Annotated in this window: 13 protein-coding genes and 2 pseudogenes; 3 read left to right on the plus strand and 12 right to left on the minus strand. The window is 37.3% G+C overall.

Annotated features, from left to right (window positions below; all coding sequences use genetic code 11):
- The 9 genes and pseudogenes from AB2B49_RS08560 to AB2B49_RS08600 form a co-directional block, all read right to left on the minus strand.
- A pseudogene (locus AB2B49_RS08560) lies at positions 1 to 392 on the minus strand (hypothetical protein); the annotation flags it as partial.
- Positions 389 to 1,039, minus strand: a complete 651-nt coding sequence (locus AB2B49_RS08565; protein ID WP_049505352.1) for a DUF4176 domain-containing protein — start codon at positions 1,037 to 1,039, stop codon at positions 389 to 391. The pseudogene AB2B49_RS08560 and the gene AB2B49_RS08565, both read right to left, overlap by 4 nt.
- 1 nt (position 1,040) lies before the next feature.
- Positions 1,041 to 1,313 (minus strand): hypothetical protein, encoded by a 273-nt coding sequence (locus AB2B49_RS08570; protein WP_049505353.1) that lies wholly within the window; start codon positions 1,311 to 1,313, stop codon positions 1,041 to 1,043.
- Between the two features lie 11 nt (positions 1,314 to 1,324).
- Positions 1,325 to 1,732, minus strand: coding sequence for a YwqH-like family protein (locus AB2B49_RS08575; RefSeq protein WP_038804228.1), 408 nt, complete (start codon positions 1,730 to 1,732; stop codon positions 1,325 to 1,327).
- Positions 1,733 to 1,774: 42 nt separating this feature from the next.
- The gene (gene essC, locus AB2B49_RS08580; protein WP_320692067.1) at positions 1,775 to 6,220 is read right to left on the minus strand and encodes a type VII secretion protein EssC; all 4,446 of its coding nucleotides are present in this window, start codon (positions 6,218 to 6,220) and stop codon (positions 1,775 to 1,777) included.
- A complete protein-coding gene (gene essB / locus AB2B49_RS08585; protein ID WP_049505355.1) occupies positions 6,221 to 7,447 on the minus strand; it encodes a type VII secretion protein EssB in 1,227 nt (408 codons plus the stop codon).
- A gap of 8 nt (positions 7,448 to 7,455) precedes the next feature.
- On the minus strand, positions 7,456 to 7,713 hold the full coding sequence (locus AB2B49_RS08590; RefSeq protein ID WP_049505356.1) for a hypothetical protein: 258 nt from the start codon (positions 7,711 to 7,713) through the stop codon (positions 7,456 to 7,458).
- Positions 7,676 to 8,158, minus strand: a complete 483-nt coding sequence (locus AB2B49_RS08595; protein ID WP_231110157.1) for a type VII secretion protein EssA — start codon at positions 8,156 to 8,158, stop codon at positions 7,676 to 7,678. The genes AB2B49_RS08590 and AB2B49_RS08595 overlap by 38 nt, the downstream gene beginning before the upstream one ends.
- A gap of 49 nt (positions 8,159 to 8,207) precedes the next feature.
- Complete coding sequence (locus AB2B49_RS08600; protein ID WP_049505358.1) at positions 8,208 to 8,498, minus strand: WXG100 family type VII secretion target; 291 nt, start codon at positions 8,496 to 8,498, stop codon at positions 8,208 to 8,210.
- Between the two features lie 778 nt (positions 8,499 to 9,276).
- Between AB2B49_RS08600 and AB2B49_RS08605 the strand changes: the two are divergent.
- Positions 9,277 to 10,628: pseudogene (locus tag AB2B49_RS08605) on the plus strand (IS3 family transposase).
- Between the two features lie 201 nt (positions 10,629 to 10,829).
- On the opposite strand, the gene rpmG reads toward AB2B49_RS08605, so the two are convergent.
- Together rpmG and rpmF are read right to left on the minus strand one after the other, a co-directional pair.
- Entirely contained in the window at positions 10,830 to 10,979 is a 150-nt protein-coding gene (gene rpmG / locus AB2B49_RS08610) for a 50S ribosomal protein L33 (RefSeq protein WP_001265622.1), read from the minus strand.
- A gap of 15 nt (positions 10,980 to 10,994) precedes the next feature.
- Positions 10,995 to 11,177 (minus strand): 50S ribosomal protein L32, encoded by a 183-nt coding sequence (rpmF, locus tag AB2B49_RS08615; RefSeq protein WP_000290417.1) that lies wholly within the window; start codon positions 11,175 to 11,177, stop codon positions 10,995 to 10,997.
- A gap of 216 nt (positions 11,178 to 11,393) precedes the next feature.
- On the opposite strand from rpmF, the gene ilvD reads away from it, so the two are divergent.
- Complete coding sequence (gene ilvD / locus AB2B49_RS08620; protein WP_045594058.1) at positions 11,394 to 13,097, plus strand: dihydroxy-acid dehydratase; 1,704 nt, start codon at positions 11,394 to 11,396, stop codon at positions 13,095 to 13,097.
- Between the two features lie 166 nt (positions 13,098 to 13,263).
- Here the strand turns inward: ilvD and AB2B49_RS08625 are convergent, their stop codons facing one another.
- On the minus strand, positions 13,264 to 13,605 hold the full coding sequence (locus tag AB2B49_RS08625; protein ID WP_001204052.1) for a metal-sulfur cluster assembly factor: 342 nt from the start codon (positions 13,603 to 13,605) through the stop codon (positions 13,264 to 13,266).
- 124 nt (positions 13,606 to 13,729) lie between these two features.
- Here AB2B49_RS08625 and AB2B49_RS08630 point away from each other — a divergent pair, with 124 nt between their 5' ends.
- Positions 13,730 to 14,581, plus strand: a complete 852-nt coding sequence (locus tag AB2B49_RS08630; protein ID WP_049505359.1) for a helix-turn-helix domain-containing protein — start codon at positions 13,730 to 13,732, stop codon at positions 14,579 to 14,581.
- The last annotated feature ends 90 nt before the right edge of the window (positions 14,582 to 14,671 follow it).

Genomic DNA, 14,671 nt, shown 5'->3' on the forward strand with positions numbered 1-14,671 from the left:
ATTGCAGAGTAAGCTATTGTCAGGTCTGGATGGGCAATCAAGTTCAAAATCTCTTGAGTCGGTTTTCCCACAGCTGTTTTTAAACCAGAAAATTCTGACGTATCAATGACAGCAGCAGGACTATGCTCATCAACCAACTCCTGAAAGCGTAACATCAGCCGATCCCACTCATTATATAAACCATTGGCTAAATCATGGTAACTAAATAATAAAGGCAGGTTATAATTACTCAGTTCTGCATTAATCGCATCTTTGGTGGCAGAACGAAAACTTTCGGTGCCAATCAACTCTCGAGTCCCTTGAATCGCTGCTAGAATCTTATCCTCAAATCCACTTTTTGAACGATAAAGTCCCTCGCGCGCTATCAATAATTCAGAATACTTATATTTCATTGGCTAGCCTCCATTTGATAATTGTGAAAAGTATAAGAATCCAGATCCTTTGCAAGTAGTTGGCGACGTAGGTTTAAGACATGTTGTTCCTGAATATCATTCTTCTCTGGCCCCCTAAAAAGGACGGATGCAATCATGTCATCGGATATAACTAAGGTTTCTTGATTTGGAATCAAACCTTTGGGCCAAAAATATCCTGTGTAATCTAGATAAAATTTGTTTTCAATTGATACCCGTTGTCCTGTAATTAATACATAGATAGGCATTTCTTCAATAAAATCCTCAAGAGCATCTTTGGGTAACTTTTCTCTATTTATTTGAATAACACTACCTAATGGCAGAATTTCTGTATAAATTTTATCAATTAATCCAAGTAAACGCACAAACTCAGATGTGGAAAAAAGCTGAGTTTCCCCAAGACGAGTGATAATAACCTCTCCCTTATTGAAGCGAAAATCAATACTTGCTCCAATTGTTGGATTGTATTCATAACTCATATCACTCTGAGACAAATTTGAAACCAATGTTCTAAATAAATCTGGTCTATAAATAATAGCTTTAGCGATTTGATCGATGAGTGAATTTGGCTTAAATCCAAGATAGGACTCTGTAAAATACTGCGCCCATAACATTTCTTGTGAAATCATCTTATCCTCCTCTAAAACCTGCAGCCCCAGCAACATCATCAGACACTTTATTCGCTACAGCTTTGGACATATTCCTAGTCTGATCTATTGAATTGCTTTTAAATGTTTTTATCGAACTGTTTAACTCATCTATCATCGTATTAATTTTAAGGAAAGGTTGTAAGTCATTCTCGCTCAAGGCAGGTTTTGAAAGATCGGACAAAGCATCAATTGATGAAGAATATGAAACAACATCAACAGACCAAATATTATAATCTAATTTTATTTCTCCCATAACTCTCCCCCTTAATCTTCATTTTGGCTTTGAAGATAAATATAAGTATTTAGTGATTGGCTAGCGTAATTCATACCAATTGCTAAATTAGAAGCTTCAGCCGTATAGGTTGAGATTTTTTGGTCAATCAAATCAATATTATTCTGGGTATTCTCCAACCATTGGGAAATCGATCCCTTTAGCGTCTCTATTTTATTATTAAAATCATCTCTTCTATTTCCAGCAAAATTAGAAGTAGCTTTTGCCTTTATCAAATCGTATTGAGACAATTGTTCTGAAATTGCGCTTTTCTTGCTCTGTATTTTACTCTTATTCTGTTTTAGAATACTAATTTTATTTAATATATCCGCTCTTTCACTAGACATTGTTGAAATCTGTTGTCGTAAAGAGTAAATCTCATAACTGTAATCACGAGACATAGCTATATCTCCTTTGTTTTTTATCAACTTATGTTAAAGATTCTATCCATTATCTGTAACCAATCGTAAACGATAACCTATTCTACCCACAAAAAAGTTTGTCTCATCCTCTGCTACAACTGGCTCGCTGAAGCTCGTTTGTACTTTTGAAATATTTTGATCTTTGAACCTTGTTCCAACACATCCAGCAGGAACATTGCTCTTTAAGACCTTGTCAACATCTAAGTAGCCTACACTAATAGCTTGTTGTTCTCCCATAAATACAAAATGAATGTGAACTTTCCCGCTATTTCTAACAATCTTTTTAAATACATCCTCGGTTATTTTCATATTTAATAAAGCCCCTAGCATATGCGCCTCTGGGATAAATACGTACATCATTGAAGCCTCTTTACCATTGTGACGGCTTTCAATTTCTCCTTGAATATCGTTAAAGAAACTAGGTATATTATCTCTATCAATAATTTTATCAAATACTTCTGTTTTTTTGTAACTATTGTTGGTATTTAATAATATTTTTTCAATATTTACTAATCTATTCAGACCTGGCATCAAACTATTTTCACAATATTCCAATTGTTGCGGGGTATCATATAAGAATTCAAAATACCCATCTCTATCGGGAACAAACCCTTGAGGATCCGTTGTTTCTTTATCAAACCCTATTGGTAATTCTCCCCTCGACCACATCTCAAGTACTTTAGGATGATTACTAAAGTGTGTAAGCGTCACTTCATTTGGCAACATTGGGATTGGTTCTGGGCAAACTCCTGTCCAGCTTCTTGCAATCAACTTGACTTCTTCTTCCAAGTTATATAGGCGCTCAATGTCCCCTTCTCCACTTATAGGGAGATAAACCTGAATGGCATAAGGAATATCTTCTTTCAACTGGGCACGACCAAAAATTTCTTGCTGAATTAAAGCATCGCGTCCGATAATTTCCTTAGAAGCTCCTTCATCAACCAGGTAAAAGGCCAAGCGCGAGGTGATATTACTTGACATACTGATTTTAAGGCTATTTGAACGAAGTGCTGTCAAAATCACATAGCATCCAAGACTCGCTCCCTCACGTAGGATGCGGTTAATCATACTTTCAATAGCTTCTTCTAGTGGTGTGTCTTTTATAGTATCAAACCCGTCAAAAATAGTAAGAATAGCAGGGAGTTTCTCACCCGATTTTTGTTCGTATTGAGAAAGGCTTGCTACATTATAGAGGGCAAATTTTTCCTTGCGAATCTTCAACTCTTGGTCAATACGTTTTAAAAACTTAACCAGTTTTTCTTCTTCATCAAACCGTGTCAAATCAACTACATGAGGTAAATCTTTTAGTGGCAAGAGTCCATTTGTCCCAAAGTCAAATAAATTGATTTGTACTTGCTCTGGAGTATTCAAACGAGCGAGATTTAACACTAGAGTTTGAAGAGCTAGGGATTTCCCAAAACCAGGTGAACCATAGAAAACTGTATGCCCCATTTTTTCCAAATCAAAATGATAATCCTTCTGACGTTGCTCTGTCGGAATATCCATTCGAGCAAAAGGAACGGCCAATACTTTTTCGTCGGTCCAGTGAATATCTGTTTGAGGGGATATGATGGCTGTCTCTAGTGGTTCTAACCACGGTTTATCTGGCAGGTTGAGGGGAACAGTCTTGCTCACTCTTGCTATGTAGTTTACAACAGCTGAGAGTTCCGTGATTTCTTCCGTCTGATCAACAGTATAATTTTCGTCCTTAGATAGGTCATCAGATAGTAATTCATATTGTCCTAGGTCATTTATCAACCAGATTCGTTCATCAACAACTTCTTGAACTCCCTCTGTTTGTGGGGCATACTGCGCACCACTCCATGCAGACTGGAACAATTCATAGATTTCGTTGTTTCCTACTTGTAGGTAAGCACGCCCTGGTTCAGTAATGCTCGCCGCATCTGGTGTTTTAATAATTTCATTTGAATCAGACTCATCTGACACTTTCAAAGCTAGTTTGAAACGCGAGTTTGACCATATTTGATCATTCACGACACCTGATGGCTTTTGTGTAGCAAGAATTAGATGAACTCCAAGCGAACGTCCAATACGGGCTGTCGAAACCAGCTCTGTCATAAATTCTGGTTCATGTTCTTTCAATTCAGCAAACTCATCACTAATAAGGAAGAGATGAGGTAATGGTTTGTCTGGATAACCTGATTTGTCAGTAGCTTGTTGACCTTCCTTATATAATTTAGTGTATCCATTGATATGGTTGACGCCAAATTGATTAAATAGTCGTTGACGTTTTTGTAACTCTGCTTTGATAGAAGCTAGGGCACGCGCACTAGCAGCTCCCTCTAAGTTAGTAATAGACCCAAGCATATGTGGTAAATCTTTGAAAAGATTCGCCATCCCACCACCCTTGAAGTCAATGGTAAGAAATCCAACATCCTCCGGACTAAAATTTACAGCCATGGATAATATATAAGACTGAAGAATCTCCGATTTACCTGAACCAGTAGTTCCTGCTACGAGGCCGTGTGGTCCATGTGCACGTTCATGTAAGTTGAGCTCCACCTGATCATCTTTCCCACGCAATCCTAATGGCACCGCTAACGTTTTAAAAGTATCCGCTTTGGACCATCTAGTCGCAACCTGTAACTCTTCAACTTCTCTGACTTGATAGAGTTCCAAAAAAGTAACAGATTTAGGAATCGTGTTCTTCTCTACTTCCATGTGTTTTAGATTTGCTAAAGTACGAATAGAATCTTCATAGCAATCCAACAGCGGATGGGGAATAAAGGTTTGAGCACTATAGGCACCTTCATCATTAATGATTTGACCTAAATTTTGATTCTTATATTCAATTAGAGTTGTGATAGTTTCTGGCAAAAGACGACGTGCCTCTTTCACCCAAATGACTGTTACACCCAACTCTGTCAAATCCTTGGCTAGATACTCATTCAAACTATGGCCAAGTAAATGGGAGTCATCCATAATCGTTAAGACATAATGAGGTTTAAAGCGTGCATCTTTTTCCCCCATTTCACGTTTGATTTGGGAACGTTTTTGAATGATACGGTAAAGCGAATTTAGAACAGCATCACGGCTTCTAGCATCATGAACAAAACCACGAATATTTCGTTCCTGCATATTAAAATGAGGGAGAAAGCGCCACTCAGACCAATCTTTCTCATATCTCTGTTCTTGAACAAGATTGATAAAATTAACATCTAAGTAGCTATGGAACATTGCCATCTGTAAGAGCATATTATACACAGCTGTCCTAGTTACTTCACTGTTTCCAACAAGACCAACTGTCGCTTCAAAGATATTAACCGTGATCGGAACTTTCTTTTGCAAACTGTAGTCTTGCAAGACTGTTCGAGCAAACTGCGATATTTCATCTTTACTTTGCTCATCAAAATTTGTTTGCAACTCTAGCTGACTTAATTTATCTCCTAATCCTAAAGACACCTGTAAGAAATCTTCATTATAGTCCATTCGCTCATAAATTCTAGAATCATACTTTGCAATCAGCTCAGTAATGGTTGATATTGACGGTTGATTGTAATGTAGAATCTTAGTTTCTTCTTTGTAGTAGCTTTCTAAGTCGGATACTTGTTTTAATAAATATGCTTCGTAATCTTGAATACGATTTTTTTCCTGTTCTTTGGTATCCTTTCTCTCCTCAAAATACTGACTCATAGTTGTCGCTGCCGTCAGGAGGCTAAAACCACCCATCCCTAGCATCATTACAGGATTCCCTTTTGTCCAAATTGAACTCAATGCAGTTAAAGTAAACATCCCTAAAGCTGGGACAATGGCTCGGATGAGCGAATTTTTGGGTGGCTTTATCGGCTGTGGAGGTTGATTGATAATGATTTTCCCACTATGGATAATAGGGTTGACTCTCGGACTCCTTCTATACTCTGGAAAATCCATCGGATATTCATTGTTTTTTTCTTGTATCAGAATTTGACTCTTATTCAATTGTGGTTCTTCAAAAAGACATCCAATCTTCCACTGGTTCTTTCTTTTTTCTATAAAATAGTTAGAAACCTTCATTTGGCTCCCCACTTCAAATGGATAAAGTCCTTCCTCTTTGATAAGACAGTCGTTTAGATAGATCGGAGATTCCCCAAGAGTAACCTGTACTTGATTATTTGAGAAAATAAGTTGGTTTGAAGGTGACCAACTAATGTCAGCTGATTCTTTCTTGCTACAAATAAATCGTTGTGGCGGAAAAATATAAGTGATAAAAATATCTTCTTCAGGGACCAATAAGGTTACAGTTTCTTTATCAAAGGTAGATTTTCCTCTTTCTAATTCCTTACCATTTCGATAGACTCTTCTGCCTTCTACTGTATACTCGTTAGTACCTACTCTTACCTCTTGTCCTTCAAACAAATCAATTTTTTCCAATTTTTCTTGTTCAATTAACAAGGTATAAATAGGTTTATGAAGTTCTCCTAATTGGTCTCCCAGTTGATGATCATATTCTAGCTTTTTTGCCTTCATTTATCGTTCACTCTTTTCTTTTGTTTGGTTGTCCTTAGGAGTTGTGGTCTCAGTAGATGCTTTTGTATCACTACTATTTGTAGATGCTTTTGTATCACTACTATTTGTAGTAGCTTCTCCAATCTCAGCAGAAAGTTCTTTTATTTTCTTTTCATATTCTTCAAGTTTCTTTTGTTTTTCAGAACCGTTCATATTGATATCTGCTTTGACTGATTCATATAGATTTGTATAAGCGTGTAAAATCAATTGTGTGTCCCCGATATTTTGTGCCACATCCAGAGCCTTTTCAAATTTTCCACGTCCAAGATAAATCCAATAATAGAAAATTGTATCATCTGTAGATTCTGTAATCGTATTTAAAATAACTTCCTTTTGCTTATCGCTCAAACTATCTAAACGGACATAGCTTGCTGCTAAGATATACTTAGCTTCTTTTGGTAATGATTCTGCACCATAATTTTTTAATGATTCAACTGTTTCAGAATAGTCTTTTCGCATGAAATTTGATTGGGCCATAATGACTGATGATTTTAGGGGGCCGTCTTTAAACATAGACTTATAAGTGGCAAAACTTAAAATGACTGTGGTTGTAGCAAGCAAGGCTCCCCCTATTAACAAAGTCTTCCATTTTTTCTTGTTCACCAACAAATTAGATTTTGAACTCTCTTCTGATAATTTTGCATACTTTTCTGCAATATATTTATTAACATCAGCTACACTCTCTAAGGGACTAATATCCTGTGCCACCTTTTCCTTTATTGCATCAATCCCATGGATGACTAAGTCAAAATCTACCTTGGGTAGTAAAATGGAAATCATTAAAGCTTTATAAGATTCTAAATAGAATTCAGAACTATGCTGTTGAGGTGCAAGTAATTTTTCGATTCCATAATGTAACATTTGTACATTACTGCCAAAAACAATGATGTTCTCAGGATGGATATATGGAATTTTATAATCATTTTCAGAATGAACTAATACCGACATGCTTTGTGCCAAACTAAAACGCTCAAGCTCCGTAGTTCTGTCTAAAATTTCTTCTTTAACAGTTTTAAAATACTCTGGAATAATATAATGCAAAGAAAGAACTCCATCTTTCTGCACTATTTCTACTGGACAATATTCTTTAATCAATTCAAGCTGTTCTCTATGGTAACCTGATGAAGAAATTTGAACTGATATTTGGTTGCCTTCTCTCACAAATTGTAGTTGATCTGCTTCAAACATTTTTTCTCCTATGATACATCTTTAATCTCTATATAATCCCCATCACTAACTGGATAAGCAGCCAAGATATCCGTTGTTTCGATATGAATTTGTTTATTTCTAACTTTGAAACAAAACGAACTATTTAGGGGTAAATTCAACTGTTCTCTAACTTTGGTATCTTTTAATAATTCTTCTAATCTTAACCAAGTAAGGGATTTTGAAACTCGAATATCTATTTGTTTTGTTCTATACTCTAGAGTTAACTTTATTTTTCCGTAATCCATGCCATTTCCTTCCTAAATAGATACCCAAAAAAACCATAAACAACAAGAAAAAACTTGTCAATACACTTCCCATCCAATCCTTAAAAATTGAATAGTCACTTTGTTTAAAAGAGGGTTTCTCCTCTACAGTGTATTGATTAAACAATGATGTTTTAACGCCAGTAGTTTCTAAACGATAAATAGAATGATTTTCACTATCGGTAAATATAGTCTGCTCTGCCCCCTGTAAAAGTTCTTTTGTTGTTTGAGTTCTCTGGTCCACAACCTTTTGGGTACGATTTAAAAATAAATTTGGAGCATATTTGGATTCTATCCTATTTTTGACCGTGTCCTGTGTACTATTTGTAATGATATCTGTATCAAGTTTTAAGCTACCATCGTCTGCATAAACTAGCACAGGAAATACGATACAAAGAATTAATAGGTACTTTTTAATTTTCTTCATCATGGTATAAAAATAAGCGTCAAGTTTCCCTGACGCTCCTCAAAATTAACTACAAACCAAAGCTTTGTGCATCTTGTTGGTCACGTTCAGCTACTGTTTGAGCATAGTTGTTCAATTGTTGGTTGATGCTCACTAGAAGCTCCTCGAATTTTTGAACATGTGTATACAACTGGTTGTATTGCTCAAGGTAAGCATTAAATGCTTGCCCTTTCCATTGTGATGCCATTTCTCCATTTGTGCGATTAACGGTTTGTACCGCTTGTTCAATTTGATCTTTAGCGCTAAGATAAATAGCCGCCTGAGATTGTAACTGTTCTGGAGTCAAACTAATTGATGACATAAGGATTCTCCTTTTAAATTTTTTCCTACTTTAGTTTATCATATATTTTAGTGTTTGTCTATCAGTTACACACTCGTAATACAAATTTGTACAAAAAAAGTATCTGCAAAAACATTTAGATAGAAAGAAGCCTGTATTCAAAGGTTTCGTACGCCCTAAAATGTCAAATCAAGTGCACATTTTCCTCATAGAAAACTTCATATTCTCATTTCATAGTATGTTGAATTAAAGTATCAATTATGATTTTCTTATTTCTATAAGAAGAAACTAAAATAGTTCTGGTATATTTTATCTGAATCATGTGTAATTGCGACCTGTTTTTCAGTATATAATTATTTCTTTAAGATAAGAATATTCTATGGCCAAATTTTGTCTAATTAATTTAAAAATCATTAACAAGGGGGATATTATGGCTGAAAGAATAATACATCAAGCTGATCTTTGAGCTATCGAGAACAACTTGCGCTCTATCCATGAAGGATTGCGAACAATTGGTTTTCATACTTAAGTTTTGTCCCAGCTTTATCCTTTTGATATTCCTTTTGAAGCTCATGAAGTTCTAGTCTCTCATGATTGTAAATACAGTATTGAAATTTGTTTTTTGCAAACATAATAATCCTTTCTAGTTATCAACAATTAAATCTTGTTTAAAAAATCTGAAATGAGTAGTTATCTAAAACCAACATCTAATTTTCTTAAACAACACAAAAACGCTCTAGACAATTGAACTGACCCCAAAAGTTAGACAGAAAACATCTAACTTTTGGGGTGTTTTATTATGAAATTGAGTTATAAAGATAAAGTTCAAATCTATGAACTAAGAAAACAAGGACAAAGTTTCAAACAGCTTTCAAATAAATTTGGGATAAACAATTCTAATCTTAGGTACATGATTAAATTGATTGATCGTTACGGAATAGAGTTCGTCAAAAAAGGAAAAAATCGTTACTATTCTCCTCACTTAAAACAAGAAATGGCTGAGGAAGTTCTGCTAGAAGGTTGTTCACAAAGAAGTGTAGCTTTAGATTATACTTTGCCCGACCGTTCGCTGTTGACAAATTGACTAGCACAATATAGGAAAAACGAGTATACTCTGTTGAGAAAACAAGAGGGAGACCATCTATAATGGGGGGTAAACGGAAGAAAACTTGGGAAGAGTTGACAGAATTAGAACGACCTCAGGAGGAGAATGAACGATTACGGACTGAGGTGGCCTACCTAAAAAAGTTAAAAGAGTTAGAGGAAAGGGACGAAGCCCCAGAGCGAGAAAGGCAGAGACAGTTGGAGAAATGGTTTCAGGAGAATTTCGACTAGATTTTCTTCTTGAAACAGCCCATTTAGCTCGCTCGACTTACTATTATCAAGTTGAAGCAACTAGATGTGTTTGATAAAGATAAAGAGCTTAAAACCGAAATTCAGGCCATTTATAATGACCATAAAGAAAATTATGGCCATCGTAGAGTTACTCTTGAACTAAGAAATCGCGGTTTTGTAGTGAATCATAAGAAAGTTCAACGTCTGATGAAGGTCCTTGGTTTAAAGGCTCGAATTCGTCGTAAACGGAAGTATTCTTCTTATCAAGGAGAGATTGGCAAGAAAGCAGAGAATCTCATTCAACGTCAATTTGAAGTATCAAGGCCAATGGAAAAGTGCTATACGGATGTGACAGAGTTTGCCATTCCAAATAGCACACGGAAACTCTATTTATCGCCTGTTTTAGATGGCTTTAACAGCGAAATTATTGCTTTTAATCTTTCTCGTTCGCCTAATTTAGAACAAGTAAAAACGATGTTGGAGCAGGCATTCACAGAGAAATACTATGAGAATACGATTCTCTATAGTGATCAAGGATGGCAATATCAACACGATTTTTATCACAGGTTTTTAGAGAGTAAGGGAATTCAGCCATCCATGTCACGTAAAGGTAACAGCCCAGACAATGGTATGATGGAGTCCTTCTTTGGCATTTTAAAATCCGAAATGTTTTACGGTTATGAGAAGTCGTTTCAGTCGCTTAAGCAATTGGAACAAGCCATTGTAGACTATATTGATTACTACAACAATAAACGAATTAAGAAAAAACTAAAAGGACTTAGTCCTGTGCAGTACAGAACTAAATCCTTTGGATAAATTAATTGTCTAACTTTTTGGGGTCAGTACAAATATAGCTAGAGCGTTTTCTATATATCCGAACATCTAATTTATTTCACAAAAAATGTAGTCAAAAATGTAGCCATTCGGTTGATTTTTATTGCAATACATTGAACTTTGAAAATTCAAGAATCGCGTTAAATCAAGGTTTTTTCGTTTCTACTGAAACGTAATGACCCACTATTTAACCTCTGTAAACACAACGTGTTTGCGAAGTTTTGGTGAGTATTTCTTCAATTGAAGACGGTCTGGAGTGTTACGTTTGTTTTTAGAAGTAAGGTACAAGCGTTCACCAGATTCTTTGTGTTCAAGTGTGATATTTACGCGCATGGTATCTCCCTTCTATTATTCCGCTGATGCAGCTTTAGCGATCTTACGTCCTTTGTAGTATCCTTTAAGTGATACGCGGTGAGAACGTGAGTAATCTCCAGTAGTTTCGTCAAAGTTTACAGATGGAGCTGTTACTTTGTAGTGTGTACGACGTTTGTTTTTCTTCGCTTTTGAAGTGCGACGTGCAGGTACTGCCATTTTGATTTCTCCTTTTAAGATATAATTCAGTTAGGTTTGATTTTCATCAACTTTAATAGTATATCAAAACTTTTTTGTAAAGTAAAGTTACTTGACAAAAAAAGATGAAAAAATTAGAAGTTATTAATCGAAATTTTCTGAAAATTCAAGAATTTTCTTCTGTTCATTGCCTTTAAAATGTGCTATAATAGTAAAAACTGAAATGGGAGGGATAAGATGACTGAATTAGATAAACGTCACCGCAGTAGCATTTATGACAGCATGGTTAAATCACCAAACCGTGCCATGCTTCGTGCGACTGGTATGACAGATAAGGACTTTGAAACACCGATTGTGGGAGTGATTTCGACTTGGGCGGAAAATACACCATGTAACATCCACTTGCATGATTTCGGAAAATTGGCTAAAGAGGGTATCAAATCGGCAGGTGCTTGGCCTGTTCAGTTTGGTACCATTACCGTAGCGGACGGGATTGCCATGGGAACGCCTGGTATGCGTTTCTCTTTAACATCTCGTGATATCATTGCGGACTCAATCGAGGCGGCTATGGGTGGTCACAACGTCGATGCCTTCGTCGCTATCGGTGGCTGTGATAAGAACATGCCTGGTTCTATGATTGCCATTGCCAATATGGATATTCCAGCTATTTTCGCCTATGGTGGGACTATTGCACCGGGAAATCTTGATGGCAAAGACATTGACTTGGTTTCTGTCTTTGAGGGAATCGGAAAATGGAACCACGGTGACATGACAGCTGAGGACGTGAAACGTCTTGAATGTAATGCCTGTCCTGGCCCTGGTGGTTGTGGTGGTATGTACACAGCTAATACCATGGCGACTGCTATTGAAGTTCTAGGGATGAGCTTGCCAGGCTCTTCATCTCACCCAGCTGAATCAGCTGACAAGAAAGAAGATATCGAAGCAGCAGGACGAGCTGTTGTCAAGATGCTGGAGCTTGGTCTCAAACCATCAGATATCTTGACTCGTGAAGCTTTTGAAGATGCCATCACTGTAACGATGGCTCTCGGTGGTTCTACAAATGCCACTCTTCACTTGCTTGCCATTGCCCATGCGGCTAATGTTGACTTGTCACTTGAGGACTTCAATACAATCCAAGAGCGTGTGCCTCACTTGGCTGACTTGAAACCATCTGGTCAGTATGTCTTCCAAGATCTCTACGAAGTCGGTGGTGTGCCAGCGGTTATGAAATACCTTTTGGCAAATGGTTTCCTTCATGGCGACCGTATCACATGTACTGGTAAGACAGTCGCTGAAAACTTGGCTGACTTTGCAGACCTTACACCAGGCCAAAAAGTCATTATGCCACTTGAAAATCCAAAACGTGCAGACGGTCCGCTTATCATCTTGAACGGTAACCTTGCCCCTGATGGTGCGGTTGCCAAGGTATCAGGTGTTAAAGTGCGTCGTCACGTTGGACCAGCTAAGGTCTTTGACTCAGAAGAAGATGCTATTCAGGCCGTTCTGACAGATGAAATCGTTGATGGCGATGTAGTCGTTGTCCGTTTTGTTGGACCGAAGGGTGGTCCTGGTATGCCTGAGATGCTGTCCCTTTCATCCATGATCGTTGGTAAAGGTCAGGGAGACAAGGTTGCTCTCTTGACGGATGGCCGTTTCTCTGGTGGTACTTATGGTCTGGTTGTCGGACATATCGCTCCTGAAGCTCAGGATGGTGGACCGATTGCTTACCTTCGTACAGGGGATATCGTTACAGTTGACCAAGATACCAAAGAAATTTCTATGGCCGTATCCGAAGAAGAACTTGAAAAACGCAAGGCAGAAACAACCTTGCCACCACTTTACAGCCGTGGTGTTCTCGGTAAATATGCCCATATCGTATCATCTGCTTCACGTGGAGCCGTGACAGACTTCTGGAATATGGACAAGTCAGGTAAAAAATAAACTCATACTCTTCGAAAATCAAATTCAAACCACGTCAACGTCGCCGTGCCGTACTCAAGTACAGCCTGCAGCTAGTTTCCTAGTTTGCTCTTTGATTTTCATTGAGTATCAAAAAGCAAGCCATCTTCGGCTTGCTTCTTTTTATCTTCAAAAGTGATTTGCCTCATTAACGAGGTGGCAGTCCAAGGGCAATGCGTCCGTAGCGACTAATTCGTGTAATCTTCCAAGCGGGAGACCAGGTAACTTCAACCTTGACATCTTCGATACCCTCGATTTGTTTTAGACCTGCAACGATTTCGATAGGCAAACTTTCGGCACAATCGCAGGCAGTATCGGTGAAGGTCATGACAATCTTACAGAGACCTGTTTCATCCAGATTGATTTCATAAATCAAGCCCAGATTGTAAACATCCAATTCCACATCTGTATCAAAAACCTTCTCTAGTTTTTCGATAATTTGGTCTTGCAAGGCCAAAGCGCGGTCATTGATTTTGATATCGTCTCTCATAACAGTCCCTCCACGTGATAAATATCCTCTATTTTCTCATAATTCTGACAATTTGGCAAGTTTTTGATGAATTTTCTGAAAAAATATGATAACATAAATAAAATACCGAATTAAGGGGAAGTCTATGGAGCAGATTGGAAAAGTCTTTAGACAATTACGAGAATCAAGAAATATCTCGCTGAGACAAGCAACTGGGGGACAATTTTCGCCGTCCATGTTGTCCCGATTTGAAACAGGTCAGAGTGAACTTTCGGTGGGAAAGTTTCTGTTTGCCCTAGAAAATATATCTGCGAGTGTAGAGGAAATCCTCTTTCTGGCGAGAGGTTTTCAGTATGATACAGATTCTGAGTTGAGAAAAGAGATCACAGATATCTTGGATCCAAAGAACATAGCACCTCTCGAGGACTTGTATCGTAAGGAGTATCAAAAGCATGCCCATTCTCAAAATAAACAGAAACATATTCTAAATGCCATTATGATTAAGTCTTATATGAAGAGCATGGATGAAACGGTAGAGTTAACAGCAGAGGAAGGGGAAGTCCTTCATGATTATTTGTTTTCTACCGAGATTTGGGGAATCTATGAACTCAATTTGTTCTCAGTTAGTTCCTCACTCTTATCTATTCCTCTTTTTACTAGATATGTACGAGAAATGCTCCGCAAATCTGATTTTCTAATGGAAATGTCTGGTAATCGCAACCTTTTTCACACCATGCTATTGAATGGTTTTTTAGCCAGCATTGAGTGTGAAGAATTTACCACTGCCTATTATTTTAAACGTGTCATCAAAGAGCATTTCTACAAGGAAAATGAGATCTATTTCCGAATTGTCTATTTGTGGGCTGAAGGTCTTCTTGATAGCAAGCAGGGTAGAGTCAAGGAAGGTCAGAAAAAGATGGAAGATGCTGTCCATATTTTTGAGATGCTTGGTTGTAACAAATCTGCTGAATACTACAGAAATACAACCGATTGTTGAATATCTGCAAACTAAGAAAATAATTTGAAAATTTAAGCGATAGAACTTTTGACTACTCTCAGGTCGTTACAAAAGTTCTATCGTTTCTTT

Source organism: Streptococcus jiangnanensis, assembly GCF_040888325.1.
Classification (GTDB): Bacteria; Bacillota; Bacilli; order Lactobacillales; family Streptococcaceae; genus Streptococcus; species Streptococcus jiangnanensis.

Coding starts and splice junctions, on each gene's coding strand:
- rpmG (WP_001265622.1), bottom strand. CDS start 10,979: ATGCGCGTAAATATCACACTTGAACACAAAGAATCTGGTGAACGCTTG.
- AB2B49_RS08630 (WP_049505359.1), top strand. CDS start 13,730: ATGGAGCAGATTGGAAAAGTCTTTAGACAATTACGAGAATCAAGAAAT.
- essB (WP_049505355.1), bottom strand. CDS start 7,447: ATGTTTGAAGCAGATCAACTACAATTTGTGAGAGAAGGCAACCAAATA.
- AB2B49_RS08600 (WP_049505358.1), bottom strand. CDS start 8,498: ATGTCATCAATTAGTTTGACTCCAGAACAGTTACAATCTCAGGCGGCT.
- AB2B49_RS08575 (WP_038804228.1), bottom strand. CDS start 1,732: ATGTCTCGTGATTACAGTTATGAGATTTACTCTTTACGACAACAGATT.
- AB2B49_RS08625 (WP_001204052.1), bottom strand. CDS start 13,605: ATGAGAGACGATATCAAAATCAATGACCGCGCTTTGGCCTTGCAAGAC.
- AB2B49_RS08595 (WP_231110157.1), bottom strand. CDS start 8,158: ATGAAGAAAATTAAAAAGTACCTATTAATTCTTTGTATCGTATTTCCT.
- rpmF (WP_000290417.1), bottom strand. CDS start 11,177: ATGGCAGTACCTGCACGTCGCACTTCAAAAGCGAAGAAAAACAAACGT.
- ilvD (WP_045594058.1), top strand. CDS start 11,394: ATGACTGAATTAGATAAACGTCACCGCAGTAGCATTTATGACAGCATG.
- essC (WP_320692067.1), bottom strand. CDS start 6,220: ATGAAGGCAAAAAAGCTAGAATATGATCATCAACTGGGAGACCAATTA.
- AB2B49_RS08590 (WP_049505356.1), bottom strand. CDS start 7,713: ATGGATTACGGAAAAATAAAGTTAACTCTAGAGTATAGAACAAAACAA.
- AB2B49_RS08570 (WP_049505353.1), bottom strand. CDS start 1,313: ATGGGAGAAATAAAATTAGATTATAATATTTGGTCTGTTGATGTTGTT.
- AB2B49_RS08565 (WP_049505352.1), bottom strand. CDS start 1,039: ATGATTTCACAAGAAATGTTATGGGCGCAGTATTTTACAGAGTCCTAT.